The sequence below is a fragment of the Pseudomonas sp. GL-R-26 genome, from assembly GCF_019947365.1.
GTDB lineage: Bacteria > Pseudomonadota > Gammaproteobacteria > Pseudomonadales > Pseudomonadaceae > Aquipseudomonas.
Window position 1 is genome coordinate 152,882 of record NZ_JAGYGI010000009.1, and the last position, 23,666, is coordinate 176,547.

A 23,666-nucleotide genomic window follows, 5' to 3' on the forward strand; every position below is an offset into this window, starting at 1 on the left:
TGCGTGGGGGCGGGCGATTTATTTCGATGGCGTGAGGGCGGCCCGGGCAGCTTCGAGAATTTCATCCGACAGCGGGTCGCCACGGGTGGCCCGGGACAGCATCAACGCCCCGAACATGAGCGAATACTGCACCAGCGCCTGCTGTCGTTTGCCGGCTTCGTCCTCTGCGTCCAGCAGCGAGCCGAGGGAATCGAGCAGGTTGTTCAGGCCCAGCAGATAGGTCTGGCGCAATCCGCTCTCGGCGGCCTCATGGCACATGTCCCCGGCAAAGGCCACCACCGGGCAGCTGTCGCCTGGATTGTCCCGGCTTTCGTTGGACAGGTAGGTTTCGACCACGGCGCGGCGGGCGGCGTCCTTGCTGTCATGCTCGGCCACCCGTCCTAGCCAGCGTTGTGCGGCCTGCTCGAAAGCCCGGCCGCTGGCCTCTTGCGCCAGGGCTTCCCTGGATTCGAAGTGCCCGTAGAAACCGCCGTGGGTCAGGCCGGCGGCGGCCATCACATCAACCACACTGATCCCGTGCAAGCCGCGTTCGCGAAACAGCCGGGTGGCGGCTTCGACGATGGTCTCGCGGTTGAGGTCGGCTTGTTTGCGGGAAACTCGGGGCATGGGTCATTCTCGGTTTGCAGGTTGAATATCAGAGGGCGTATTGGGCAATCCCGTTGCCGAACGACCAGTTCTCTTTTTTCACTTCCACCAGATTAATGAAAACGTCCTCCAGGCGCACCGCCAGCTCTGCATTAAGGCTTTCGGCGATGGTTTTGTAGAGGAGTTTTTTCTGCTCGACGGTTCGTCCTTCGCTCATGGTGATCTGGATCACCACCAACTGGTCCGAACGGTTGATGCCCAGATAACCGGAATCAAAGATGAAATGCTGCGCATCGTGTTCGGCGAGTATCTGGAAATTATCGTTCTGCGGCACACCGATGGTGCTGTGCATGGCGGCGTAGATCAGTTGGCCGATGCGTTTGACGTGGGTGGGGTCCTGATGTTTTTTGATGTCGACGCGAACCAGTGGCATGGGAAGACTCCAGAAGGAATGCAGGTCGATTAAAAATACATGATGGTAGACCTTTATCAAGCGCGGATTGCACTCAGGCGATCAAGTGCAAGTGCCGACATCGCCGCATTCCCTTGTAGGAGCCGGCTTGCCGGCGAAGGCGGTCTTGAGCCATGCGCCGATTTTTCGGACGCCTTCGCTGGCAAGCCAGCTCCTACAGGTGATTTTGTCGGCGAACTGGTACCACCGTTCCTCACCTAAGTCTTTGCTTCTGCTCACTAATCCCCCAGAATGCCGCCCCTGTTTCGGCCGGACGCCGCCTGTCGGGTATTCCGACGCGTCCTGGCCGGGTGGCAAGTGACCGGAATGTGGAGATCCCACCGGATGAATGATCAGGCCAATAGCGTTAACGAACGCTATGTAGAAGCGACACCCGCGACGCTTTCGAGCTGGAATCGCCAGGACACCACCTGGATGCTGGGCCTGTTTGGCACGGCGATTGGTGCGGGAACCCTGTTTTTGCCGATCAACGCAGGCCTGGGCGGTTTCTGGCCGTTGCTGGTCCTGGCGCTGCTGGCGTTCCCGATGACGTTCTACGCACACCGTGGGCTGACCCGTTTCGTGCTGTCCGGTCGCGAAGGCGCCGACATCACTGAAGTGGTGGAAGAGCATTTCGGCATCAAGGCCGGCGCGCTGATCACCTTGCTGTACTTCTTCGCGATTTTCCCGATCCTGCTGATCTACAGCGTGGCCCTGACCAACACGGTCGGCAGCTTCATGGAGCATCAACTGCACATCACGCCGCCACCGCGCGCCGTGCTGTCGCTGGTGCTGATCCTCGGCCTGCTGGCGGTGGTGCGTTGCGGTGAGCAATTGATCGTCAAGGCCATGAGCCTGATGGTCTACCCGTTCATCGTCGCGCTGCTGTTCCTGGCGGTTTACCTGGTTCCCCACTGGAACGGCGGCATCCTCGCCACCGCCAGCAGCGTGCCGGCACCGTCGGCGTTGCTGCACACCCTGTGGCTGGCGATTCCGGTGATGGTGTTCTCGTTCAACCACTCGCCGATCATCTCGGCGTTCGCCGTGGACCAGAAGCGTCGCTACGGTGAGCACGCCGAGGAGCGCAGCTCGCAGATCCTGTCCCGCGCCCACCTGCTGATGGTGGTGATGGTGCTGTTCTTCGTCTTCAGTTGCGTGCTGACCCTGTCGCCAGCGCAACTGGCTGAAGCCAAGGCGCAGAACCTGTCGATCCTGTCGTACCTGGCCAACCACTTCAGCAATCCGACCATCGCCTTCGCGGCGCCGTTGATTGCCTTCGTGGCCATTTCCAAGTCGTTCCTGGGGCACTACATCGGCGCCAGCGAAGGCCTCAAGGGCCTGATCGTCAAGAGCGGCAAGCGTCCGTCCGCCAAGGCCCTGGACCGCATGACCGCCGCCTTCATGCTGGTGGTGTGCTGGATCGTCGCTACGCTGAACCCGAGCATCCTCGGCATGATCGAAACCCTCGGTGGCCCGGTGATCGCGGCGATTCTGTTCCTGATGCCGATGTACGCCATCCGCAAGGTGCCGGCGATGGCACGCTATCGCGGTCAGGCCTCCAACGTCTTCGTGACGGCGGTGGGCCTGGTGGCGATCACGGCGTTGATCTACTCGCTGACCGCGTGATCTACCGGCCTGCTCGCGCAGTGCCGGATTGACAGCTACAGTGGCCGCTGCACGTGATACGTGCAGCGGTTTTTTTTCGCCTGGAGACACTGGATTGTCGAGCGCCCCAAACGCTAACCCCACCGAGCAACCCAACCGCTGGCAGGACCTGTTGGCAGGTTTGTCGATTGCCGGCCTGTTGCTGCCCGAAGCGGTCGCCTATTCAAGCATCGCCGCACTGGCGCCCCAGGCCGGGGTGATCGCCTTGTTCGCCGGGTTGCTGTGTTATGGCTTGTTCGGCACCAGCCGTTTTGCAATTGTCTCGGCCACTTCATCCTCCGCCGCCGTGTTGGCCGCCGCGACCGCTACCCTGGCCAATGGCGATCCCGGGCTTCGCTCGACCCTGGCCATCGGCCTGGTGCTGGTGACCGGGGCGTTTTTCTTGCTGGCGGGGTTGTTCAAGCTCGGCAGCGTGACCTCGTTCATCGCCAAGCCGGTGCTGCGCGGTTTTGCTTTTGGCCTGGCGCTGACCATCATTCTCAAACAGGTCGCCAGTGTGGTCGGCGTGCATTTGACCGAGGCCAACCTGGTGGGCTTCCTGCCGCAATTACTGGAACAACTGCCGCAATGGAACTGGGCTGCAGCGGCGGTCGGCGCCGTGGCATTGGCCTTGTTATGGCTGTTTGCGCGGTTTCGGCGCCTGCCCGGTGGTTTGTTGGTGGTGGTGATCGGCATTGCGGCGGGGCAGTGGCTGGACCTGCCGGCCCATGGCGTAAAGCTGATCGGCGTGATTGACCTGAGCCTGGAGGTGCCGAAGTTGCCGGTACTGCCGTTTGCCGACTGGCTGCGTCTGGGGGAATTGGCGTTCGCCATGGTGATGATTCTGTATGCGGAGTCCTATGGCTCGATCAGTTCTTTTGCTCTAAAACATCGCGATCGGGTCAACTCGAACCGCGACCTGCTGGCTCTGGGGGCTTCCAACCTGTTGTCCGGACTGTTCCACGGCATGCCAGCGGGAGCGGGGTATTCGGCGACCTCGGCCAACGAGGCGGCGGGTGCCACTTCGCGCCTGGCCGGTATCGTGGCGGCACTGGTGGTGCTGGTCATTGTCCTGACGGTGCTGCCTTACATCGCCCTGACCCCGGAGCCGATCCTCGCCGCTATCGTTATCCATGCCCTGGGGCGCGGCTTGAGCCTGCAGCCGCTGGGACGCTATTTCATCTGGCGCCGTGACCGCTTGTTGGTGATCTGCGCCGTGGCTGCGGTGTTGGTGCTGGGGGTGCTGGACGGCTTGCTGGTGGCGGTGGCGATCAGTGTGTTGCTGATGCTCAAACAGATGTCGGCGGCGGATATCCAGATCCTGGGGCGCATCGATGGCAGTCACGACTTTGTCGACCTGCAACGCCACCCAACGGCACAAGCCGTGCCGGGCGTGTTGATTGTGCGACCGGGGGAAGCGTTGTTCTTTGCCAACGTCGAACGGATTCTTGGCGGTGCCTTGCGTCTGATCCGGCATTCGCAAACGCCGGTTCATTCGGTGATTCTCAGTCTTGAGGAATCACCAGATCTGGATGGCACCAGCATCGAGGCGTTGCAGGAGTTTTTCGTGCGGGTGCATCAGGAGGGCAAACGCCTGATTCTGGCGCGGCTGAAGGATGACGCACAAGCGGTGTTGGCAGCGTTGCCGCAGGTGGAGGTTAGCGGGGTGGTGCTGAGTGGGTTGAGTGTGGATGGTGCGGTGCAGCAGGCCCACAAGCTGAACGCATAACCTGTGGGAGAGCTTTTGTGGCGAGGGGGCTTGCCCCCGTTGGGTCGCGCAGCGGCCCCAGTATTTCCATGACTAAACAGTGTTTACCGAATTTACGACTGCTACGCAGCCGAACGGGGGCAAGCCCCCTCGCCACAAAAAGCTCACACTTCACTGGCGAATTTTCAGGCATAAAAAAACGCCGCTCATCTCACGATGGGCGGCGTTTTTCATTGCGTTGCAACGTTAGGCTTGAACGACCGGGATGTTGGCGTTCGCAGCAGCTTCACGGAACTCGGCGATCTGGTCGAAGGACAGGTAGCGGTAGACATCGGCCGCCATGCTGTCGATCTTGCCAGCGTATTCCATGTACTCCTCGACGGTCGGCAGGCGACCCAGGATGGAAGCCACGGACGCCAGTTCAGCCGAAGCCAGGTAGACGTTCGCGCCGTCACCCAGACGGTTCGGGAAGTTACGGGTCGAAGTCGACACGACAGTCGAGTTCGGCTCTACACGTGCCTGGTTACCCATGCACAGCGAGCAGCCCGGCATTTCCATACGAGCGCCGGCCTTGCCGTAGATGCCGTAGTAGCCTTCTTCGGTCAGCTGGTGAGCGTCCATCTTGGTCGGCGGCGACAGCCACAGACGGGTTGGCAGCTGACCCTTGACCTGTTCCAGCAACTTGCCGGCAGCGCGGAAGTGACCGATGTTGGTCATGCACGAACCGATGAACACTTCGTCGATCTTCTCGCCAGCAACGCTGGAGAGCAGGCGAGCGTCGTCCGGATCGTTCGGCGCGCAGAGCACAGGCTCTTTGATGTCGGCCAGGTCGATCTCGATGATTTCAGCGTATTCAGCGTCTTTGTCCGCTTGCAGCAGCTCAGGGTTGGCCAGCCAGGCTTCCATTGCTTGAGCGCGACGTTCCAGAGTACGTGCATCGCCGTAGCCTTCGCCGATCATCCAGCGCAGCAGAGTGATGTTGGACTGCAGGTATTCGGCAATCGACTCTTTGGACAGCTGGATGGTGCAACCGGCAGCCGAACGTTCAGCCGAGGCGTCAGACAGTTCGAACGCTTGCTCTACGGTCAGCTTAGGCAGACCTTCGATCTCCAGGATGCGACCGGAGAAGGCGTTCTTCTTGCCTTTCTTCTCTACGGTCAGCAGGCCAGCCTGGATCGCGTAGTAAGGAATGGCGTGAACCAGGTCACGCAGGGTGACGCCTGGCTGCAGTTCGCCTTTGAAGCGAACCAGGATCGACTCAGGCATGTCCAGCGGCATGACGCCGGTGGCTGCGGCGAACGCAACCAGACCGGAACCGGCCGGGAACGAGATGCCGATCGGGAAACGGGTGTGGGAGTCACCACCGGTACCGACGGTGTCTGGCAGCAGCATGCGGTTCAGCCACGAGTGGATGATGCCGTCGCCCGGACGCAGGGAAACGCCGCCGCGGGTCATGATGAAGTCAGGCAGGGTGTGGTGGGTGGTCACGTCGATCGGCTTTGGATAAGCCGCGGTGTGGCAGAAAGACTGCATCACCAGATCGGTCGAGAAGCCCAGGCACGCCAGGTCTTTCAGTTCGTCACGGGTCATGGGACCGGTGGTGTCCTGGGAACCCACGGTGGTCATCTTCGGTTCGCAGTAGGTGCCCGGACGAACGCCGGTTACGCCGCAAGCCTTGCCGACCATTTTCTGCGCCAGGGTGAAACCCTTGGTGCTTTCAGCCGGTGCTTCAGGCTTCTTGAACAGGGTCGAAGGTGGCAGACCCAGCTCGGTGCGAGCCTTCTCGGTCAGGCCACGGCCGATGATCAGCGGAATACGGCCGCCAGCACGAACTTCGTCCAACAGGACCGGAGTCTTCATTTCGAAGGTGGTCAGGACTTCGTCGGTGCCGTGCTTGCAGACTTTGCCAGCATGCGGGTACAGGTCGATCACGTCGCCCATGTGCATGTTGGAAACGTCGAATTCGATTGGCAGTGCGCCGGCATCTTCCATGGTGTTGTAGAAGATCGGAGCGATCTTGCTGCCGAAGCAGAAACCGCCGGCACGCTTGTTCGGTACATAAGGAACGTCGTCGCCGAAGAACCACAGTACGGAGTTGGTGGCCGATTTACGCGAAGAACCGGTACCGACCACGTCACCGACGTAGGCGATAGGGAAGCCGGCGTTGCGCATTTCTTCGATCTGCTTCATCGGACCGGTGACGCCTTGTGCGTCAGGCACGATGCCGTCGCGAGCCATTTTCAGCATGGCCAGGGCGTGCAGCGGGATGTCTGGACGGGACCAGGCATCAGGGGCAGGGGACAGGTCGTCGGTGTTGGTTTCGCCGGTGACCTTGAACACGCGCAGGCTGATCTTGTCGGCCAGGGTCGGGCGCTTCACGAACCACTCGCCGTCAGCCCAGGATTGCAGCACGCCTTGGGCGTGAACGTTACCGTTCTTGGCTTTTTCAGCGACGTCGTGGAAGGCGTCGAACATCAGCAGGGTGTGCTTGAGTTCTTTGGCAGCTACTGGAGCCAGTTCGGCGTCGTCCAGCAGGTTAACCAGAGTCACGATGTTGTAGCCGCCCTGCATGGTGCCGAGCAGTTCAACAGCGCGCTTCTTGTCGATCAGGGGGGATTTGGCTTCGCCTTTGGCGATGGCGGACAGGAAGCCGGCCTTTACATAGGCTGCTTCGTCCACTCCAGGCGGAACGCGATTGGTGATCAGGTCAACGAGGAATGCTTCTTCGCCAGCCGGGGGATTTTTCAGCAGCTCGACCAGGCCTGCAGTTTGTTCGGCGTTTAGCGGCTGGGGAACGATACCCAGTGCTGCGCGCTCTTCGATATGTTTGCGGTAGGCTTCAAGCACAGTTATTACCCTCATCAGTGGTCCCAAATGGGTGTCCGGGACGCTCATCCCGAAATTGCCGTACTCATGCGCTGCATGGCGTTTTGAGCCACTTAGCCAGAATTACCGACAATTCCTTACAGAAGCTGCTTTCAAAGTTTTACGCCTGCAGAACGGGAGCTGATGAGGGTTGGCGTTGGGCTTTTCCCCGCTGGAAAAACCCCTCGCCAACACCGCTCTGAAGGAACGACTGTGCTCGTGACGCTTTGAAAACAGCTTCTAACGGACATTGGCGCCTAAAAAGGCAGGCTGATTCTACGGCAAAAAAAAATTAAAGGTAAGTCAGTGTTTATTGGACTTTGGTGGTGACGCTCAGCAGAGCCCGATTCTCCATGGGCGCTGAACTTTGAGGGGTGATCAATGGCCGACAAAGGGCTAACATGCCGGCCTGTTCTGCTTTTTCGCGTTTTGCCTATCTATGCCCAATCAGACCATCAAGACACCCTGCGTCGGCCTCTGTTCCACTGTTTACGGTGACTTGGTGTGCCGTGGCTGCAAGCGTTTCCACCACGAAGTGATCCACTGGAACGGTTACAACGAGGAAGAAAAGCGCGCGGTATGGCTGCGTCTTGAGCAGTTGCTGTCGCAGGTGATGGCCGCCAAGGTGGAAATTTTCGATCCGGCACTGCTCCGAATGCAGCTGGAGCAGCGCAAGATCCGCTTCGTGCCTCATCAGTCGGAATATTGCTGGGCCTACCAGCTGATTGCCAGGGGGGCACGGGTGATCAACAACCTGGAAGCCTACGGGATGGTGTTGCTGCCGGAGTTTCGCGAGTGGAACCTGCCGGAATTGCGCGATGCCATTGATCGGGAGTTTTTCCTGCTCTCCGAAGCCCATTACCAGCGCTACATTGCGCCGGGGTTCCTGAAAGATGCCTTTGGCGGCTGAGCCGCTGATATGTGGCGAGGGGGCTTGCCCCCGTTGGGTCGCGAAGCGGCCCCTAACATTCTTACTGACCCACCGTGCCACCAAGTATTGCGACTGCTTCGCAGCCGAACGGGGCGGTGCGGCGGTCCGACAAGCCCCCTCGCCACAAAAGCATGTTCGGCTTCAATGCTTGTCGGCAATCTCCTCAAGATGATCCGCCACTTCCATCGGCTTGAGCACCAGCACGTCGCTCTCGACCGAATCGAGCACCACTTCCGCCGTATTGCCGATCAACGCCCCTGACAACCCGCTACGTGCCACGGTACCGATCACCGTCACTGCCGCCTGCAGCTTGTGCACCATGAACGGAATCAACACGTCCGCCGGGCCTTCCTCGATGTGCAGGTGATCATCGTCGATGTCGAATTCCGCCTGGAACGCCTTGCACTGTTCGCGATAGCGCGCCTGGATGGTTTCGCTGAGTTGAAACGTCGGGTCGGCCGCCGACAGCATGGGCGACGGGTGGGCGCAGATCACATGCAGGTGGGCCTTGGCCAGGCCGGCGATGTCATAGCCATGATCGATGATGGTGTTGTGCAGGTGGCGATGTTCGTCGTCGGCGTTGCCCACGTCGATGGCCGCCAGGATCACTTTGTCTTGCCAGGAACCGGAGGTCTTGACCAGCAGCACAGGCGCCGGACAGCTGCGCAGCAGCTTCCAGTCATCCGGGGTCAACAGGGCCTTTTTCAACGCGCTGTCGGGAAAGTGCTGCTTGACCACCAGCCCGCAGCCTTCGGCCTGCTGAACGTCGACGATAGTGTCATGCAGGGTGTCGCGCCACGCCTGCTCGGTGGTGACGCTGTAGCCGATTTCCAGCAGCTCTTCCTTGAGCGCCCTGAGGTGTTCGGAGTGATCATGCTTCTTGTCACAGACCAGCAGGTGCAAGTGCGCCTGGGTCTTGCAGGCGATCAATTTGGCGCGGGCCAGGGCCAGGCTCTCATCCGGTGAGGGTTCGATGACCACCAGAATGCTGCGAACGGCTTGCATGTGCGGTATCTCCTGAAAATAAAAAAGCACGGCGTTGCACAACTATAGTTGCTGTCTGCAATTCGGGGACTTGATGCATATCAACGGTTGGCGACTGGTGGTCTGCGGGCAGGCCGGTATAATCGGCGCCCTTCGTTTTGAACCTATTTTTCCGTGAGCCCCATGATCCTTCCCGAAATTCACGAGTTCCTTGGCTGCCGCACCCCCGACGGCTGGATCCAGGCCGCGCTGGCCGATCAGGAAACCCTGCTGATCGACCACAAGAACTGCGAATTCAAGGCTGCCAGCACCGCGTTGAGCCTGATCGCCAAGTATCACTCCCACGTCGATCTGATCAACATGATGTCGCGCCTGGCCCGGGAAGAGCTGGTGCACCACGAACAGGTCATGCGCCTGATGAAACGACGCAAGATCGAGCTGCGCCAGCTGTCCGCCGGGCGCTATGCGTCGGGGCTGCGCAAGGTGGTACGCAGTCACGAGCCGGTGAAGCTGGTGGACACCCTGGTGGTGGGCGCGTTCATCGAGGCCCGCAGTTGCGAGCGTTTCGAGGCGCTGGTGCCGCATCTGGACGAAGAACTGGGCAAGTTCTACTTCGGTCTGCTCAAGAGCGAGGCCCGGCATTTCCAGGGTTACCTGAAACTGGCCTACCAGTACGGCGACGCCAAGGACATCGCCCAGGTGATCGACAGGGTCCGCGCCGCCGAGCAGGAACTGATCGAGTCGCCGGACGTGGAGTTCCGGTTTCACAGCGGTGTGCCGGAAGCGGCGTAATCCCGCAATACCCAGTCATGGACGGCTCAAACCCAACCGTTCATGCCATTGGGCGATGGACTCTTCGGGGTACACATCGAACTGTTTATCCCTTGGTTGCGCCTGGACCTCAACCCACGTCGCCTTCGAACCCAGCATCAGGTGCGTATGCTCTGGCGGCACCGGCAGCGGGGTATCGATGGCCGAGGCGAACGGATGAATCAACTCCGGCCACTGCGGACTGAACAACCACAGACCCGAGCCGCAGACCGAGCAGAAATGCCGTTCGGCGGTGCTGCTGTGGGCGCGTTTGTCGCCGTCTTCCTTGAGTCGCGCATGGTAAATCGCGATGTGCTTGCGTCCGCGAACCTTGAGGCTGGCGGCATCGCCACCGAGGTTGATCGCATAGCCACCACCGCCCTGGGTCTTGCGGCAGATCGAGCAGTAGCAGCGCTGGTAAGGGTAGGGGTGGGCGCAGGTCAGACTGAACGACACCGCGCCGCAATGGCAGGAACCTTCGAGTTGCATGGGAGCCTCCGGCTGTCCTGAACTTACCCTGGACAGCCTAGACCGTCAGGGCTATTCGACCGGCACCAGAATCGCGTCGTCCTCCGGTTGAGGATTCAACATGCGCCGGGTGCGGGTGTATGTCATGGTCCAAAAGGGAAGGTGATGGGCAGCAACAAGACTGCATTCGACTGGAGTCTTGTTGAAGCGCTGCTGTCTCGGCAACGGGGCTACCCAAATAGGTCGTAGGGCGACTTTGCAGTAGTCATTTTTCACCGAAAGTCGGATTATAAAAAAATAAATTGACAAAAAATAAAGAATAAAGTTCGTTTTAGGTCTTGATTTGGTCTGAATTTGGTGTACAATGGTCGCAGACGGTCACTTTGTGTGCCGTCTAAAGGTTCTGGGTGGGGTTTCGTCCAGATCTGTTTCATGTAGGCGCGGTATATCCGGCGTCCCCAGGATGGAGGTTTCCACTCATGAGAGTCGAAACGATCAGCTTTTTGAAAAAACACGCATCTGACCTGCCTCTTGATGAGCCAATGGTCGTCACACAAAACGGTGTTCCTGCCTATGTTGTGGAGTCTTACGTTGAGCGTAAGCGCCGTGACGAAGCAATCGCCCTGGTGAAAATGCTCGCAATCAGTTCGCGCGAGTATGCCCAAGGTAAACACTGTTCGTCTGATGAACTGAAAGCCCGTTTGAGCAGGAGATTTGCCCACAAATAAAAACAGGAGATTCAATGAATAAGTTCACAGTCCGCTTCACCGAAATCGCTCAACAATGCATCGAAGACCAGATCGAATATCTGGCCGCCTTTAACGGTCTTCAATCCGCCGAAAAGCGGGTTTACTCCGTCATTGACGACATCGGGGACAAGCTCTTGTCCGCACCCTATGGTTACCCCGTAAGTCCTCAACTGAGCGAGCTGGGTGTCATGCAATACCGTGAACTCAACACAGAAGGCTACCGCGTCCTCTACGAGATTTTCGAGGCGGATCAGGCTATTGCCGTAAGTCTGGTTTTGGGAGGCAAGCAGAGCGTTCAGGACGCACTCGTCCGTTACTGTTTGCTCAGCATGTACCAGCCCCCGGCGTGATATCGCTTGCCAGCTCTGACGTATCGCGCCATGAGCATGCTGCGTAGCTTCTGTCCCGGCGCTTAAGTGTTGGGATCGATCCTGCGTCAATCTCCCCCTTTCTTTCCTGTCTTGGTACCGACAGCACGTTCGCGCACCTGCTATCTATTTGCGCTGGCCAGTTGCGGCACCGGGTCATGAACTGCCTGGCGCAGTGCCTCTAAACGGACTGCTTGTTAATTCTGTTTGAAGTCGGAACTGGTGCGAACAACCAGGGATGGGAAGTTGCGCGGCAAGCGCCGTGTCGTTGAAACCAACTACGGCCAAATCACTTCCCGTGACCAAGTTGCAAGCTCGCGCCGCGCCCATCAGCCCGATGGCGAGGAAGTCATTGACAGAAAAAACGGCGGTTGGACGATCTGGACCACTGTGTAATTTCAAACCGGCTTCATGGCCGGACGGCACATCGAAATGGCTGGTAATTACCCAGTCGGCTCTGATTTCGACGCCGGTTTTGTGGCAATGGTCGCCAACGCCCTTAGCCTGTGGTCATTCCAATCCCCGTTGAAGAGGTTTGACCATGGCCCGCTTGCTCGACACCACTCCCAAACAGGACGGTTTCCGTCTGCCCGGCGAATTCGAAGCCAAGTCCGGTTGCCGGCTCGGCTGGCCGGAGCGCACCGACGTCTGGCGCAACGGTGCCAAGCCGGCACAAAAAGTCTGGGTGCAGATCGTCACCGCCGCAAGTGCGCGTGGTGGAAATGACCTGCAATGACACCTGGTTCCGCGACAGCGGGCCGTGCTTCGTGGTCAATGACCAGAGCAGCGAAGTGTGCGGCGTCGACTTCGAATTCCACGCCTGCGGCGGCCTGTACTACCCGTAGGACAAGGACGACCAGGTCGCCAGCAAGATCCTCGAAATCGAACGCTTCGATCACTATCGCGCCCCGTTGATCGCCGAACTGGGCGGCATCCAGAGCGACGGCCAGGGCAGCTCCTGACCACCGAACCAAGCAGCAACTGCCGCATTTCGCCGGGGTCGGCGAGGAGTTCCGCCAGCACATGGCGGTGTTCGATCCGGGCAACCGCTATGCCGGAATCTACGCTTGGGGCACCACGGGCGTGGGTTATCAGGAGCAGGCCGTCAAACAGCGCCTGCCCGACGCGCCGACCGACAGTTGGGCGATGCTGTTCAACCCGGCCGTGGTCGCGAAATTTGCCGATTGCGGGGTCAGCCTGCTCAACGATCCCAATGAAGTGTTTGCGGCGGTCATGAAGTACATGGGCCTGGACATCAACCGCCAGAGCCTCGATGACCTGAAGCTGGCCGAGCAGCAACTGGCGAAGATTCGTCCGTACATTCGCTACTTCGACAACGACCTGAACATCAGCGACCTGGCCAACGGCAACACCTGCGTGGCGATGTCGTGGAACGGCAACGTGGCCATCGCCGCGGGCCAGGCCGAGGCGGCGGGCAAGCCGTATTCGCTCAAGTACCGGATTCCGAAGGAGGGCACGTTGATCTGGTTCGACGCCATGGTCATTCCCAAGGACGCGCCGCACCCGAAGGCTGGCCTGGCGTTGATGGATTACCTGATGACTCCGGAAGTGATCGCGCCGATCACCGACACCATCCATTACGCCAATGCGATCACGGCGGCGGACGGCCTGGTCGACCCGGCGATTCGAAATGATCCGGGGACGTATCCGACGGCTGCGGTCAGGGCTTCGCTGTACAGCAAGAACGACAACGGCAAGGTGTTCAACCGGGCGTTGATCAGGGCGTTCAGTCGGTTGAAGTCGGGGTTGTAACTAGCTTCGGGTGATGTATTGGCTGGGCTGAAGCCTTCGCGGGCAAGCCCGCTCCCACAGGTTTTGTGTTCGACATAAGACCTGTGGGAGCTGGCTTGCCTGCGATGAACGATAACGCGGTCTACCGGTTGGGCACCCGCCACAAATACCAGGATGCCACCGTCCGGTAAGGGCTCCACGCCAACCCAATCTCGATCATCTGCTTGCGCGTCGGCTGCACCTCCAGCCCCTTGAGCCGTCGATAACCCTCACGCACGCCAAAATCATCGGCCGGCAGGATATCCGGGCGTTCCAGGCTGTAGATCAGCAGCATCTCCACGGTCCAGCGACCCACGCCGCGCAAAGTGATCAGGCGTTCGATCAGCGCTTCATCGTCCATGGCCAGCGCCGTGGCGTAATCCGGCACTACGCCGTCCAGCGAGGCTTGCGCGATGCCCTGGATGGTCGCGATCTTGCTCGCGGAAAACCCGCAACTGCGCAGTCGGTCGAAATCCGTGGCGACGATCTGTTCAGGCCGGGGAAACGAATCCGAACCGAACAGCGCCAGCAACCGGCCGACAATCGCATCGCCGGCCTTGGCGTGCAGTTGTTGATAGGCAATCGCCCGCACCAGCGACTCATACGGATCACGGGCCGCATGGGGTTGGTGCAGGCACGGGCCGATGGCGTCGATGTGGCGGCGCCAGTTGTCATCGATGGCGGCCAGGAAGGCACTGGCCGCCCGATAGTCGTCGGCCATGGGCTCAGGCTTTCCCGGACGGTTTCAACAGGGCGTTCACTTCGCCATAGGTCAACGCCTTCAGGTCGTGGCTATCGAACCGGCCGGTTTGCAGAAAGCTTTTGGCGATGCCGGCCATGGCGCCGTAGAGGAACTCGGCGATGCCCGAACCCGCAGTCAGGCGGCGTACACCGAGTGCCTCAAGCGCTTCGGGGGATGGCAGGCCCGGGAACCCCAGCACATTCAGTGGCAGGGAGGTGCCCTGGCACAGCGCCTTGATCTCGTACTCCGCGGTAACGCCGGCGGCAAACAGGCCATTGGCACCGGCCGCCTGATACAGCGCAGCGCGCTTGAGGGTTTCGGCGACGCGATCTTCGGCGGGCACCAGACCCCGCAGATAAACATCGGTGCGCGCATTGATAAACAGGTTCACGTTGCGTCGATCGGCCACCTGGCGCGCGATCTCAATCTTGCGTACCAGCAACTCCGGCGGCGAGGAACCGTCTTCGATGTTGATCCCGACAGCGCCGGCGGCGATTACCGCATCAACCACCAGGGCCACCCGTTCCAGGTCATCGGAATAACCGGCTTCGATGTCCACGGTCAGCGGCACCGAAATGACCCGGGCAATCGACTCGACCGTCGAAACCAGACGCTCAAGGGGCAGGGTGTTGCCGTCCGGATAGCCATGCACCCAGGCCACCGCCGCGCTGCTGGTGGCCACGGCCTTGTTACCCAGTTGCTCCACCAGCCGCGCCCCGGCGGCATCGGCGACGTTGGTGAGGATCAGCAAACCTTCTTGATGCAGTTGGTGCAGTTGATTGTCGAGCCTGTCCATCGAGTTTCCTTCCTTATGAAAAAACTGTGGGGGGATCAGAATGCCAGCTGCTCCGTGAGCTGCACCGCGGCGTTTTCCAGCCTGAGCAGAAACGCCTTGCGCGGCTGGCCTCCAGCGTAGCCGGTCAACGAGCCGTCGGCGCCGATCACCCGGTGGCAGGGCACGACAATCGATAAGCGGTTATGCCCGTTGGCCAGGCCCACCGCCCGGCTGGCACCGGGCTTGCCCAGGCTCGCCGCGATGGCGCCGTAGGTGGTGGTCCGGCCGTAGGGGATTTTCGCCAGTTCGGCCCAGACCCGGCGGGAGAACTCGCTGCCGGGCATGTGCAAGGCCACGCTGAATTCAGTGAGCGTGCCGGCGAAGTACGCGGACAATTGCGCTTCGATCTGCTGCAAATGCGCGTTGTGCCCCGGCGCCACGGCATAACCGAAACGGTTTTGCAGCGCTTCGACCGCAGGGTTCAGCGAGGCCTGGTCGAGAAACTCCAGCAGCACCAGCCCACGCCGTTCGGCCATGGCGATCATCGGCCCCAGCGGCGTGGTCAGGCGCGTGAACAACAGCGGCTCGCTGTTGGCCGCGCGGCCCGGGGTGATGTGAAAGGATTTCTGAAAGGCATCGCGAAAACCGCTCAGGGATTCGTAGCCGGAATCGAAGGCGACGTCGTCGATGGAGTCGCCCTGTCTGATCCCGTTCAGCGCCATGCCCAGGCGTCGGGCGCGCAGCCAGGCGTGGAAGGTCATGCCGAAATGCTGCTTGAACCAGCGACGCAGTTTCAGTGGTTCGATACCTTGGGCCAGTAGTTGGGCGTCGGTCCAGCGCTGCTCCGGGTCGGCGTCTACCGATCTGAAGAGTGTCTGCACCCAGTCCGGCGCGCTGGCGGCGGTGTCCAGTGGTTTGCAGCGCAGACAGGCGCGATAGCCCGCCGCCAGGCATTGTTCGGCGTTGGCAAAGAACTCGACATTTTCCGGCTTCGGGCTGCGGGCGGTGCAACCGGGGCGGCAGAAGATGCCTGTGGTCTTGACCGCCGTGAAGAACACCCCCTCGTAGGAGGTGTCTCGCTCGAGCATGGCGCGAACCATCTCGGCACGGGGCGGAAGCAGCGTTTTTTGTAGGTTCATGGGCGCAGCATAGATCGCGTTATGGATGGCCTCCACCGGAAAATCGACAGCGAATTTCCGATTTTCACAATGATCCGTAGGATCAAGCGCGTCTGGCCATCAGCAGTACCGAAGCCGCTGCTGACAGTAAGCCTGCACAGCAACGGTTGAATATCCGCTTGCCCGACGGCCTGGCGAACCAGCGGCGCATGTGCAGGCCCATGTAGGCGTAGGCGCCGATGGCGATCCATTCCAGCACCAGAAACAGCGCGCCCAACACCACGAACTGCGGCCCGATGGCGTGGGTCGAGTCGACGAACTGTGGCAGGAACGCGGTGAAGATCAGGATGGCCTTGGGATTGCCGGCCGCGACCAGAAACTCCTGCCGGGCCAACGCCAGCGTGCCCACGGGGGCAGTGGTGACAAGGTTTTCGACACCCGCATCGGCGCGCCACAATTGCCAGGCGAGGTAGAACAGGTAGGCCGCGCCGAGGATCTTGATCGCGTAGAACAGCAGCTCAGAGGTTTGCAACACCACCGCCAGCCCCGCCGAGGCCAGGGCAATCATCCCGGCGAACGCCAGCAACCGGCCGATGCCGGCCACACACGCGGTGCGGTAGCCATAGCGGGTCGAATTGCTGACCGACAGCAGGTTGTTGGGGCCGGGTGCCATGTTGAGGGCAAAGCAGGCTGGCAGAAACAGGGTGAGGGTGGCGAGGTCCATGGTGGGCTCCTGTAGCAATAGCGCTATTTTTATCACGGCTCACCCTTGGCCAGACCCATACAGTCATGGGCGAAAACCACCGTACACGGGGCTATCTGGCGAACTTTTTCGCCCCGGCCACGCAGAGGATCACGGCGACGGTGACACCCAGCATGCCTACGCTGACATGTTCATGCAGCAGGGTGGCGGCCAGGGTCAGCCCGAAAAACGGCTGAAGCAGTTGTAATTGCCCGACGGCGGCGATGCCCCCTTGGGCCAGGCCGCGATACCAGAACACGAAACCGATCAGCATGCTGAACAGTGAGACGTAAGCCAGGCTGAACCACGCCGGCGTGGTGATGCCGGTGAACGACGCCGGCATGCGCATCCAGCTGAGCACTGCCACGACCGGCAGCGACAGCACCAGCGCCCAGCTGATCACCTGCCAGCCACCCAGCGTGCGCGATAGTTTCGCGCCTTCGGCATAACCCAGGCCGCAGGCGAGGATGGCCAGCAGCATCAGGATGTCGCCTTGGGGGGAGGCGGTCAGCCCTTGGGACAGGGCAAAGCCGACCACCAGCAGGCTGCCCAGCACCGAGAAAATCCAGAACGCCGCCCGTGGCCGCTCGCCGCCGCGCAGGACGCCGAACACCGCCGTCGCCAGGGGCAACAGGCCGACGAAGACGATGGAGTGCGCGGACGTCACGTATTGCAGCGCCAGCGCGGTCAACAGGGGAAAGCCGATGACCACGCCCAGGGCTACGATCATCAGCGGTATCAGTTGCTGGCGCGCCGGGCGTTTTTCCTTGAATAACCACAGCAGGCACAGCGCCAGGACCGCCGCGATGGTTGCGCGCGCGACGGTCAGGAACACCGGGTCAAACTCCAGCACCGCCACCCGCGTCGCCGGCAGCGAGCCGCTGAAGATCACCACGCCGATCAGGCCGTTGATCCAACCGCTGGTGCTGTTTTCCAGCGTCCGGTGTTGCAGGTTCGAGGTCCGTTCCATTTGGCTCACGCTCATTGTCTGATTGCACGAAACTCATCCTATGAGCGACTATCGATACAATCAAAAAATTGTCATGGATACATCTCGACATGCCTCGATCCCGTTACAAGACCCTGGTGGATGCCTTTGCCGCCGACATCCGCTCCGGTCGTTTGCCGCCCGGCACGCGCCTGCCGACTCACCGGCAACTGGCCACCGAGCACGGTCTGGCACTGGTCACCGCCAGCCGGGTGTATGCCGAGCTGGAGGGCATGGGCCTGGTCAGCGGCGAAACCGGACGCGGGACCTTTGTCAGGGAAACCTCGTTGCCGCCGGGGCAGGGCATCTCGCAGCACGTGGTGGCGGCGGGGATGATCGACCTGAATTTCAACTACCCGTCCTTGCCCGGTCAGGCCGACCTGTTGCGCACGGCCTTGCGTCAGCTGGCCTTGTCCGGCGACCTGGAATCGCTCCTGCGCTATCAGCCCCACGCGGGACGCCTGCACGAGCGGGCCTCGGTCGCGCGTCATCTGCTTGACCGCGGGCTGAACGTGCCGGCCGAACAGGTATTGATCGTCAGCGGTGCCCAGCATGGCCTGGCGGTGGCGATGATGACGCTGCTCAAGCCCGGCGATGTGATCGCCGCCGATGCGCTGACCTATCCCGGTTTCAAGACGCTGGCCGAAACCCTGCATCTGGAAATATTGCCGATTCCGGTCACGGATACCGGGCCTGATCTGCCCGCCCTGGATAAGTTCTGCCGCAGCCGTTCGGTACGGGCCGTCTACTCGATGCCGACCTTGCACAACCCTTTGGGCTGGGTGATGGACCTCGATCAGCGCGAGCAGTTGGTGGCGATTGCGCGCCGGCATGACCTGACGATCATCGAGGACGCCGCCTACGCGTTCCTGGCCGAAAACGTCCCGCCACCGCTGGCCGAGCTGGCGCCGGAGAGGACGGTGTACGTGTCCGGTCTGTCGAAGAATGTCGCCACCGGGCTGCGTGTTGGCTTCATCGCCGCACCCGCGCAATGGGTCGCCGCCTGCGAGCGCACGATCATGGCGACCACCTGGAACACCCCGGGCGTGATGACCGCCATCGTCACGGCCTGGCTCGACGACGGCACCGTCAGCCAACTGGAGGAGCAAAAACGCGCGGACGCCCGGGCCCGGCAAGCTTTGGCCCGCGAGGTACTGGCGGGGCTCAGGACCATCAGTCACCCGAACTCCTATTTCATCTGGCTGCCGTTGGCGGAAGACGCCCGGGCCGACCAGATCGCCATGGCATTGATGCGCGAGCAGGTGTCGGTGTCGCCGGCCGAACCCTTTGCGGTTTCGGCCCATGTGCCGCACGCGATACGCCTGGCGCTGGGCTCCGTGGACATGGATTCGCTGCGGGTTGCCCTGGGTAAGGTTAAAAACGTCGTCGGCTATTACTCGTAGCGCTGCAGGGCAGTTTTCTTCAATACGCGAATCGCTCGGCTCTTTACCTTGAGGGCCTTGTTCAATTCGATGGAAGAAGGTGTGCAATGAGTCTGATGATCTCCATGGCGGCGTTTGCGCTGGTCGCTTCCATCACGCCGGGGCCAGTCAATATCGTGGCGTTGAGCTCCGGCGCACGGTTTGGTTTCCGGGCCAGCCAGCGTCATGTGGCTGGGGCCACCCTGGGATTTGTCCTGCTTTTGGTGCTGATGGGGCTGGGCCTGCATGAGTTGTTGCAACGGTGGCCAGCGCTGACCCAGGTGGTGCAATGGGCGGGGGTGGCCTTTCTGTTGTACATGGCCTTCAAGCTGGCGGCCGACAATGGGCAGGTGCAGGCCAGTGAATCGGCCAAGGCGCCGTCGATGCTGTATGGCGCCATCATGCAATGGCTCAATCCGAAGGCCTGGCTGGCCTGTGTGGCCGGCATGGGCGCGTTTGTCGCCGATGGCGAGGCGCGCCTGGTCTGGCAGTTCGCCGCGATTTATCTGGTGATCTGCTATGCGTCGGTCGGATGTTGGGCGTATGCCGGGACGTTTTTGCGCGGTTTTCTGAACAACCCGGCGGGTATGCGCCTGTTCAATCGCGCCATGGCGTTGTTGCTGGTGGTGAGTGCGGTGTACTTGTTGTTGCCCTAACGGCAGTCACCAGGTTTTGTGGTGAAGTTACAGCTTTTGTGGCGAGGGAGCTTGCTCCCGCTGGGCTGCGAAGCGGCCCCCGCTTTCCTTCAGGCAAATCTTGCATGCAGGTTTTGCGACGGCTTCGCCGCCGGGCGGGAGCAAGCTCCCTCGCCACAGATCTATCCAAACCACCGATTCAGCCAAAACCACAGGCTCACCCCCGATACTGCCCCGGTGTTGCCGCCAAATGCTGTTTGAACGCCCGTTGAAAATGCGCCTGATCGGCGAACCCTGCTTCCAGTGCCACATCCGCGATCAGCTTGCCGTTGCGCAATTGATCCTGGGCGAACTGGATGCGCCGGTTCACCAGGAATGCGTGGGGCGTCATGCCGTAATGCTGTTTGAAGGCGCGGATCAGGTAGGACGGCGACAGTTGCGCCGCTTCGCAAATGTCTTCGAGCCTGAGGGTTTGCGTGCAGTGGTCGCGGATGTAGTCGGCCGCGCGCTCCAGCTTGAAGTTGGGTTCACGCAGCGGCGGGTCGGCCGGGTTGAGTCGTAGCTGCACATCGGTAAAGAACTCCACGGCCACGCTGTGTTTGCGCAGCACGTCTTGCTGTGGATCGACCAACACCTCATACAAGCCCGCGAGGCCGGCAAACAGCTGGGCGTCCCGGGTGTGGGTCAGGGAAAAACGGCGAAACGCCGCGTCATCGCTGAAGCCGAGTTGATGCTGCAAATCGGTCAGCCACGGCGTATCGACGTACAGCATCAAATACGACCAGGGTTGGTCTTCGATCGGGTTGCAGGCGTGGACGTCACCGGGGTTCATCAGCACCACCGTGCCGACGTCGACCTCGAACGCCGACTGCTCATGCAGATAAGTGCTGCGCCCGGCGGTGATCGCCCCGATGGAAAAGTGCTCGTGGGCGTGCCGGGTGTAGCAGACTTCGCGCCCGTCGGCGATGGAGCGGGCTTCGATGAAGGGCAGGGCATCATCGCGCCAGAAGCGCGGGGCCTTGTCGGCGTTCTTGGCAACGGCGTGCTTCATGCTCACTCCTCGGCAGGTCAGCGCCCGAGTGTATTAGCTCTCGCCGTCAAAGGCTCGTTGCAGTACGGCAATATCGAGTTTTTTCATCTGCATCATCGCCTGCATGGCCCGTTGGGATTTCTTCGTGTCGGGGTCCTTGATCATGTCCATCATCGCGACGGGGACGATCTGCCACGACAGCCCGAACTTGTCCCTGAGCCAACCGCATTGCTGGGCTTCGGGCGCGCCACCGGCCGACAGGTTGCCCCAGTAATGATCGACTTCTTCCTGGCTCAGGCAATTGACCTGAAACGAAACTGCCTCGCTGAACGTGAACAGCGGTCCGCCGTTGAGGCCGGTGAAACTCTGTCCGTCGAGTTCGAAGCTGACGGTCATGACCGAACCCTCGGGCCGGCCGTGGAACTCGAATCCGGCGTGGCCGTAATGAGTGATGGCAGTGATTTTCGAGTGGTCGAAGATCGAGCAATAGAATTTCGCCGCCTCTTCGGCCTGATCGTCGAACCACAGGCAGGGCGTGAGTTTTTGTACGCGTAGCATGGTGCCAGCTCCTCTGCAGGTAACGCATGTTCCGGACTTTCAGCGTAGTCAGCCTCTGGTCGTCTGGCCGTACCGTAGATCGAGAAAATTGCCGCAGGGTAGCGTCGCTGTAGTCAAAATGACTTTATATAGAGTCAAACAGACTATTTTTGTGGTGTGTCTTTATGACTCGTATATGCGCAAGCGCTTGGATCTAAAGGGGTAAAAACCTGGCACGGGACTTGAAGAGGTAAACGTACAACTGAACGCCTTCAGGAGTACGCACAATGTTCGACATCTTCAGCAACCCTCAGAACGTTCTTCAATGGTCGAGCCGTGTGCTCGGCGCGGGGCTGGCGATGCTGCTGGCCGGCATTTACGGTGCCTATCTCTACGACGGCCATCTGGCGATCACCGTGCTGGTGACCATGCACGCCCTGACCATTCTCGGTCCGACCCTGTTGAAAATCGGCTATGTCATGCGTCTGCTTTCGCAGTATCGCCTGAGCCAATTCCCGGCCCGAGTGGTGGCTTGATGCGCAAACTGGCGGCTGCACCGCTCTTCAGCCTGGGCTTTCGACCCTTCTTTCTGGCCGGGGCCGGGTTCGCGGCCCTCGCCATCGCGATCTGGGCCTTGTGGCTGTACGGCCGCTTGCCGGGTGCGCAACCGGTGGGCGGCATGCTCGCCTGGCATCGACATGAAATGCCTTTCGGATTTGCCACGGCCATCATTGCCGGGTTCCTGCTGACGGCGGTGCCCAACTGGACCGGTCGGTCGGGGCTCAAGGGCTGGCCGCTGATCGGTCTGGTGCTGGTGTGGCTACTGGCACGGCTGGCCTGGTTCCTGCCGATACCGGCGCCCTTGTTGCTGGCCTTGCAGGTTCCGTTTCTGCCGTTGCTGGCGTGGGCGTTGGGGGGCGATCTGCTGGCTGCGGGCAAGCGCGAGAATTATCCGATTCTGTTGATGGTGATGCTGCTGGCCGGGTGTCAGGCGTTGACGTTGCTCGGGTTCGCCGTTGATGACGCCAATCTGCAACGCCATGGTGTGCTGGCCGCCTTGTGGCTGGTGGGCGCGCTGATGAGCGTGATCGGCGGACGGGTGATTCCGTTCTTTATCCAGCGCGGCTTGAACCGGCCCGCAGCGCCTGCGGCCCATCCGTTGCCGGGCAAGGTGTTGCTGATCAGCGCCATGCTGGCGGCGGTGTCTTTTGCCGCCGGATTGAATGACGCCCCACAGGTTTGGCTGGCGCTAATGTTTGCGTTGATCAGCGTTTTGCATCTGCTGCGATTGTGGCGCTGGCATGATCGTGGCCTGTGGCGGGTGCCGCTGCTGTGGTCGCTGTACCTGGCCTACGCCTGGCTCGCGGTGGCGACGCTGGCCATGGCGCTGTGGCACCTGGGCTGGATGCCGCAGCAAAGCCTGGCCACCCATTCACTGGCCGTCGGCGGTATCGGCGGGTTGGTTCTGGCGATGATCGCCCGGGTCAGCCTGGGGCATACCGGGCGCTTGTTGCAGCCGTCAAAGGCGGTTGTTGCGGGGTTTGCCCTGTTGCTACTGGCGGGTGTGTGTCGAGTGTGGCTGGTGCCGTTTTCCGGTCAGGGTCTGGCGCTGTCGGCGTTGCTGTGGTGTAGCGCTTTCGGTGTTTTTGTCTGGCGCTACACCGGCATTTTATTGGGGCCGAGGCTCTAGCGAAGACCTTCAGGGCCGCCCTTCGAGGCGGCTTTTTCATGACCGGTGGTCGATGCGCCCCGGCCTGTCGGAAAATTTGCGCTTAGCTGAAGGGATAGCCCGAGGCGCGCGCAGGTTTACAAGGCCGCAGCGACGCCCCTTCAGATCACCCTGAGTCTGAGGAACCGCGCCATGCTCACCCTGAACATCAATGGCCAGGATCAGGAGCTGGATGTCCCCGCCGACATGCCGCTGCTCTGGGTCTTGCGCGATGTCGCCCACCTCACCGGCACCAAGTTCGGCTGTGGCATCGCCCAATGCGGGGCCTGCACCGTGCACGTCGATGGCGCACCGCTGCGCTCGTGCATCACACCGGCCACGGCCGTGGCTGATGGACAGAAGATACTCACCATCGAAGGCCTTTCCGCAGACGGTTCGCACCCGGTCCAACAGGCCTGGGCGGAACTTGACGTGGTTCAGTGTGGCTACTGCCAGTCTGGGCAGATCATGTCGGCGGCGGCCTTGCTGGCGAAAATTCCGCAACCGACCGACAGCGACATCGATCAGGCGCTGTCCGGCAACATATGCCGTTGCGGCACTTACCCGCGGATCCGCGCGGCGGTCAAACGCGCTGCCGAGCTGGGTTGAGGTGGCC

General features: G+C 61.0%; 23 protein-coding genes and 3 pseudogenes. 13 read left to right on the top strand and 13 right to left on the bottom strand.

From position 1 onward, the window contains the following. Window positions 1-18 precede the first annotated feature (18 nt). Both KGA96_RS11930 and KGA96_RS11935 read right to left on the bottom strand, forming a co-directional pair. Entirely contained in the window at window positions 19-606 is a 588-nt protein-coding gene (locus KGA96_RS11930) for a TetR/AcrR family transcriptional regulator (protein ID WP_046037244.1), read from the bottom strand. Window positions 607-634: 28 nt separating this feature from the next. Further along, window positions 635-1,018 carry a tautomerase family protein gene (locus tag KGA96_RS11935; protein WP_046037243.1) on the bottom strand — a complete coding sequence of 128 codons (384 nt, stop codon included), beginning with the start codon at window positions 1,016-1,018 and terminating at the stop codon, window positions 635-637. A gap of 363 nt (window positions 1,019-1,381) precedes the next feature. On the opposite strand from KGA96_RS11935, the gene KGA96_RS11940 reads away from it, so the two are divergent. Together KGA96_RS11940 and KGA96_RS11945 are read left to right on the top strand one after the other, a co-directional pair. Then, window positions 1,382-2,662, top strand: coding sequence for a serine/threonine transporter (locus tag KGA96_RS11940; protein ID WP_046037242.1), 1,281 nt, complete (start codon window positions 1,382-1,384; stop codon window positions 2,660-2,662). Window positions 2,663-2,756: 94 nt separating this feature from the next. Then, window positions 2,757-4,409: a SulP family inorganic anion transporter gene (locus KGA96_RS11945; protein ID WP_223512938.1), complete on the top strand. Its 1,653-nt coding sequence runs from the start codon at window positions 2,757-2,759 to the stop codon at window positions 4,407-4,409. Window positions 4,410-4,634: 225 nt separating this feature from the next. Here the strand turns inward: KGA96_RS11945 and acnB are convergent, their stop codons facing one another. Next, window positions 4,635-7,235 (bottom strand): bifunctional aconitate hydratase 2/2-methylisocitrate dehydratase, encoded by a 2,601-nt coding sequence (gene acnB / locus KGA96_RS11950; RefSeq protein WP_046037240.1) that lies wholly within the window; start codon window positions 7,233-7,235, stop codon window positions 4,635-4,637. Window positions 7,236-7,692: 457 nt separating this feature from the next. Between acnB and KGA96_RS11955 the strand changes: the two genes are divergently transcribed. Further along, window positions 7,693-8,163, top strand: coding sequence for a DUF1289 domain-containing protein (locus KGA96_RS11955; RefSeq protein WP_056727706.1), 471 nt, complete (start codon window positions 7,693-7,695; stop codon window positions 8,161-8,163). Between the two features lie 162 nt (window positions 8,164-8,325). On the opposite strand, the gene KGA96_RS11960 is transcribed toward KGA96_RS11955, so the two are convergent. Beyond that, window positions 8,326-9,189: a universal stress protein gene (locus tag KGA96_RS11960; RefSeq protein WP_223512940.1), complete on the bottom strand. Its 864-nt coding sequence runs from the start codon at window positions 9,187-9,189 to the stop codon at window positions 8,326-8,328. A gap of 162 nt (window positions 9,190-9,351) precedes the next feature. On the opposite strand from KGA96_RS11960, the gene KGA96_RS11965 reads away from it, so the two are divergent. Then, entirely contained in the window at window positions 9,352-9,960 is a 609-nt protein-coding gene (locus KGA96_RS11965; protein ID WP_223512942.1) for a tRNA-(ms[2]io[6]A)-hydroxylase, read from the top strand. A gap of 15 nt (window positions 9,961-9,975) precedes the next feature. Here KGA96_RS11965 and KGA96_RS11970 read toward each other — a convergent pair whose 3' ends face one another. Next, the gene (locus KGA96_RS11970; protein WP_223512945.1) at window positions 9,976-10,467 is read right to left on the bottom strand and encodes a GFA family protein; all 492 of its coding nucleotides are present in this window, start codon (window positions 10,465-10,467) and stop codon (window positions 9,976-9,978) included. Window positions 10,468-10,925: 458 nt separating this feature from the next. Here KGA96_RS11970 and KGA96_RS11975 point away from each other — a divergent pair, with 458 nt between their 5' ends. After that, the gene (locus KGA96_RS11975; RefSeq protein ID WP_223512948.1) at window positions 10,926-11,174 is read left to right on the top strand and encodes a type II toxin-antitoxin system Phd/YefM family antitoxin; all 249 of its coding nucleotides are present in this window, start codon (window positions 10,926-10,928) and stop codon (window positions 11,172-11,174) included. A gap of 14 nt (window positions 11,175-11,188) precedes the next feature. Continuing rightward, on the top strand, window positions 11,189-11,545 hold the full coding sequence (locus KGA96_RS11980; protein WP_046037233.1) for a type II toxin-antitoxin system RelE/ParE family toxin: 357 nt from the start codon (window positions 11,189-11,191) through the stop codon (window positions 11,543-11,545). Between the two features lie 174 nt (window positions 11,546-11,719). Here the strand turns inward: KGA96_RS11980 and KGA96_RS29895 are convergent. Next, window positions 11,720-12,049: pseudogene (locus KGA96_RS29895) on the bottom strand (substrate-binding domain-containing protein); the annotation flags it as partial. A 55-nt stretch (window positions 12,050-12,104) separates the two neighbouring features. Here KGA96_RS29895 and KGA96_RS11990 point away from each other — a divergent pair. Continuing rightward, window positions 12,105-12,519: pseudogene (locus KGA96_RS11990) on the top strand (agmatine deiminase family protein); the annotation flags it as partial. Between the two features lie 16 nt (window positions 12,520-12,535). Continuing rightward, a pseudogene (locus tag KGA96_RS11995) lies at window positions 12,536-13,336 on the top strand (extracellular solute-binding protein); the annotation flags it as partial. A gap of 121 nt (window positions 13,337-13,457) precedes the next feature. Here the strand turns inward: KGA96_RS11995 and KGA96_RS12000 are convergent. The 5 genes from KGA96_RS12000 to KGA96_RS12020 form a co-directional block, all read right to left on the bottom strand. After that, the gene (locus KGA96_RS12000) at window positions 13,458-14,075 is read right to left on the bottom strand and encodes a DNA-3-methyladenine glycosylase family protein (protein ID WP_046037232.1); all 618 of its coding nucleotides are present in this window, start codon (window positions 14,073-14,075) and stop codon (window positions 13,458-13,460) included. Window positions 14,076-14,079: 4 nt separating this feature from the next. Next, window positions 14,080-14,892 (bottom strand): isocitrate lyase/phosphoenolpyruvate mutase family protein, encoded by an 813-nt coding sequence (locus KGA96_RS12005; RefSeq protein ID WP_046037231.1) that lies wholly within the window; start codon window positions 14,890-14,892, stop codon window positions 14,080-14,082. Window positions 14,893-14,927: 35 nt separating this feature from the next. Next, window positions 14,928-16,010, bottom strand: a complete 1,083-nt coding sequence (locus KGA96_RS12010) for a bifunctional transcriptional activator/DNA repair enzyme AdaA (RefSeq protein WP_046037230.1) — start codon at window positions 16,008-16,010, stop codon at window positions 14,928-14,930. 82 nt (window positions 16,011-16,092) lie between these two features. Next, a complete protein-coding gene (locus KGA96_RS12015; protein WP_223467262.1) occupies window positions 16,093-16,713 on the bottom strand; it encodes a LysE family translocator in 621 nt (206 codons plus the stop codon). A gap of 91 nt (window positions 16,714-16,804) precedes the next feature. Then, window positions 16,805-17,701, bottom strand: coding sequence for a DMT family transporter (locus KGA96_RS12020; protein WP_223467260.1), 897 nt, complete (start codon window positions 17,699-17,701; stop codon window positions 16,805-16,807). Between the two features lie 89 nt (window positions 17,702-17,790). Here KGA96_RS12020 and KGA96_RS12025 point away from each other — a divergent pair, with 89 nt between their 5' ends. Next, window positions 17,791-19,122, top strand: coding sequence for a PLP-dependent aminotransferase family protein (locus tag KGA96_RS12025; RefSeq protein WP_223512951.1), 1,332 nt, complete (start codon window positions 17,791-17,793; stop codon window positions 19,120-19,122). Between the two features lie 86 nt (window positions 19,123-19,208). Continuing rightward, window positions 19,209-19,796, top strand: coding sequence for a LysE family translocator (locus tag KGA96_RS12030; protein ID WP_046037225.1), 588 nt, complete (start codon window positions 19,209-19,211; stop codon window positions 19,794-19,796). A gap of 196 nt (window positions 19,797-19,992) precedes the next feature. Here the strand turns inward: KGA96_RS12030 and KGA96_RS12035 are convergent, their stop codons facing one another. Continuing rightward, on the bottom strand, window positions 19,993-20,826 hold the full coding sequence (locus KGA96_RS12035) for an AraC family transcriptional regulator (RefSeq protein ID WP_046037224.1): 834 nt from the start codon (window positions 20,824-20,826) through the stop codon (window positions 19,993-19,995). A 33-nt stretch (window positions 20,827-20,859) separates the two neighbouring features. Continuing rightward, window positions 20,860-21,363 carry a VOC family protein gene (locus KGA96_RS12040; RefSeq protein ID WP_223467253.1) on the bottom strand — a complete coding sequence of 168 codons (504 nt, stop codon included), beginning with the start codon at window positions 21,361-21,363 and terminating at the stop codon, window positions 20,860-20,862. A gap of 266 nt (window positions 21,364-21,629) precedes the next feature. Here KGA96_RS12040 and KGA96_RS12045 point away from each other — a divergent pair, with 266 nt between their 5' ends. The 3 genes from KGA96_RS12045 (at window position 21,630) to KGA96_RS12055 (ending at window position 23,659) form a co-directional block, all read left to right on the top strand. Next, on the top strand, window positions 21,630-21,878 hold the full coding sequence (locus tag KGA96_RS12045; protein WP_046037222.1) for a hypothetical protein: 249 nt from the start codon (window positions 21,630-21,632) through the stop codon (window positions 21,876-21,878). Next, on the top strand, window positions 21,878-23,032 hold the full coding sequence (locus KGA96_RS12050) for an NnrS family protein (RefSeq protein ID WP_223512953.1): 1,155 nt from the start codon (window positions 21,878-21,880) through the stop codon (window positions 23,030-23,032). The genes KGA96_RS12045 and KGA96_RS12050 overlap by 1 nt, the downstream gene beginning before the upstream one ends. Before the next feature lie 171 nt (window positions 23,033-23,203). Beyond that, window positions 23,204-23,659, top strand: a complete 456-nt coding sequence (locus KGA96_RS12055; protein WP_046037219.1) for a (2Fe-2S)-binding protein — start codon at window positions 23,204-23,206, stop codon at window positions 23,657-23,659. Window positions 23,660-23,666 lie beyond the last annotated feature (7 nt).

Bases quoted from the DNA above. Each gene is read 5' to 3' on its own strand.
- KGA96_RS12005 (WP_046037231.1), bottom strand. From the start codon at position 14,892: ATGGACAGGCTCGACAATCAACTGCACCAACTGCATCAAGAAGGTTTG.
- KGA96_RS11935 (WP_046037243.1), bottom strand. From the start codon at position 1,018: ATGCCACTGGTTCGCGTCGACATCAAAAAACATCAGGACCCCACCCAC.
- KGA96_RS12025 (WP_223512951.1), top strand. From the start codon at position 17,791: ATGCCTCGATCCCGTTACAAGACCCTGGTGGATGCCTTTGCCGCCGAC.
- KGA96_RS11955 (WP_056727706.1), top strand. From the start codon at position 7,693: ATGCCCAATCAGACCATCAAGACACCCTGCGTCGGCCTCTGTTCCACT.
- KGA96_RS11960 (WP_223512940.1), bottom strand. From the start codon at position 9,189: ATGCAAGCCGTTCGCAGCATTCTGGTGGTCATCGAACCCTCACCGGAT.
- KGA96_RS12030 (WP_046037225.1), top strand. From the start codon at position 19,209: ATGAGTCTGATGATCTCCATGGCGGCGTTTGCGCTGGTCGCTTCCATC.
- KGA96_RS12010 (WP_046037230.1), bottom strand. From the start codon at position 16,010: ATGAACCTACAAAAAACGCTGCTTCCGCCCCGTGCCGAGATGGTTCGC.
- KGA96_RS11980 (WP_046037233.1), top strand. From the start codon at position 11,189: ATGAATAAGTTCACAGTCCGCTTCACCGAAATCGCTCAACAATGCATC.
- KGA96_RS12045 (WP_046037222.1), top strand. From the start codon at position 21,630: ATGTTCGACATCTTCAGCAACCCTCAGAACGTTCTTCAATGGTCGAGC.
- KGA96_RS12015 (WP_223467262.1), bottom strand. From the start codon at position 16,713: ATGGACCTCGCCACCCTCACCCTGTTTCTGCCAGCCTGCTTTGCCCTC.
- KGA96_RS12000 (WP_046037232.1), bottom strand. From the start codon at position 14,075: ATGGCCGACGACTATCGGGCGGCCAGTGCCTTCCTGGCCGCCATCGAT.
- KGA96_RS11940 (WP_046037242.1), top strand. From the start codon at position 1,382: ATGAATGATCAGGCCAATAGCGTTAACGAACGCTATGTAGAAGCGACA.
- KGA96_RS11930 (WP_046037244.1), bottom strand. From the start codon at position 606: ATGCCCCGAGTTTCCCGCAAACAAGCCGACCTCAACCGCGAGACCATC.
- KGA96_RS12040 (WP_223467253.1), bottom strand. From the start codon at position 21,363: ATGCTACGCGTACAAAAACTCACGCCCTGCCTGTGGTTCGACGATCAG.
- KGA96_RS12035 (WP_046037224.1), bottom strand. From the start codon at position 20,826: ATGAAGCACGCCGTTGCCAAGAACGCCGACAAGGCCCCGCGCTTCTGG.
- KGA96_RS12050 (WP_223512953.1), top strand. From the start codon at position 21,878: ATGCGCAAACTGGCGGCTGCACCGCTCTTCAGCCTGGGCTTTCGACCC.
- KGA96_RS11965 (WP_223512942.1), top strand. From the start codon at position 9,352: ATGATCCTTCCCGAAATTCACGAGTTCCTTGGCTGCCGCACCCCCGAC.
- KGA96_RS12020 (WP_223467260.1), bottom strand. From the start codon at position 17,701: ATGGAACGGACCTCGAACCTGCAACACCGGACGCTGGAAAACAGCACC.
- KGA96_RS12055 (WP_046037219.1), top strand. From the start codon at position 23,204: ATGCTCACCCTGAACATCAATGGCCAGGATCAGGAGCTGGATGTCCCC.
- KGA96_RS11975 (WP_223512948.1), top strand. From the start codon at position 10,926: ATGAGAGTCGAAACGATCAGCTTTTTGAAAAAACACGCATCTGACCTG.
- KGA96_RS11970 (WP_223512945.1), bottom strand. From the start codon at position 10,467: ATGCAACTCGAAGGTTCCTGCCATTGCGGCGCGGTGTCGTTCAGTCTG.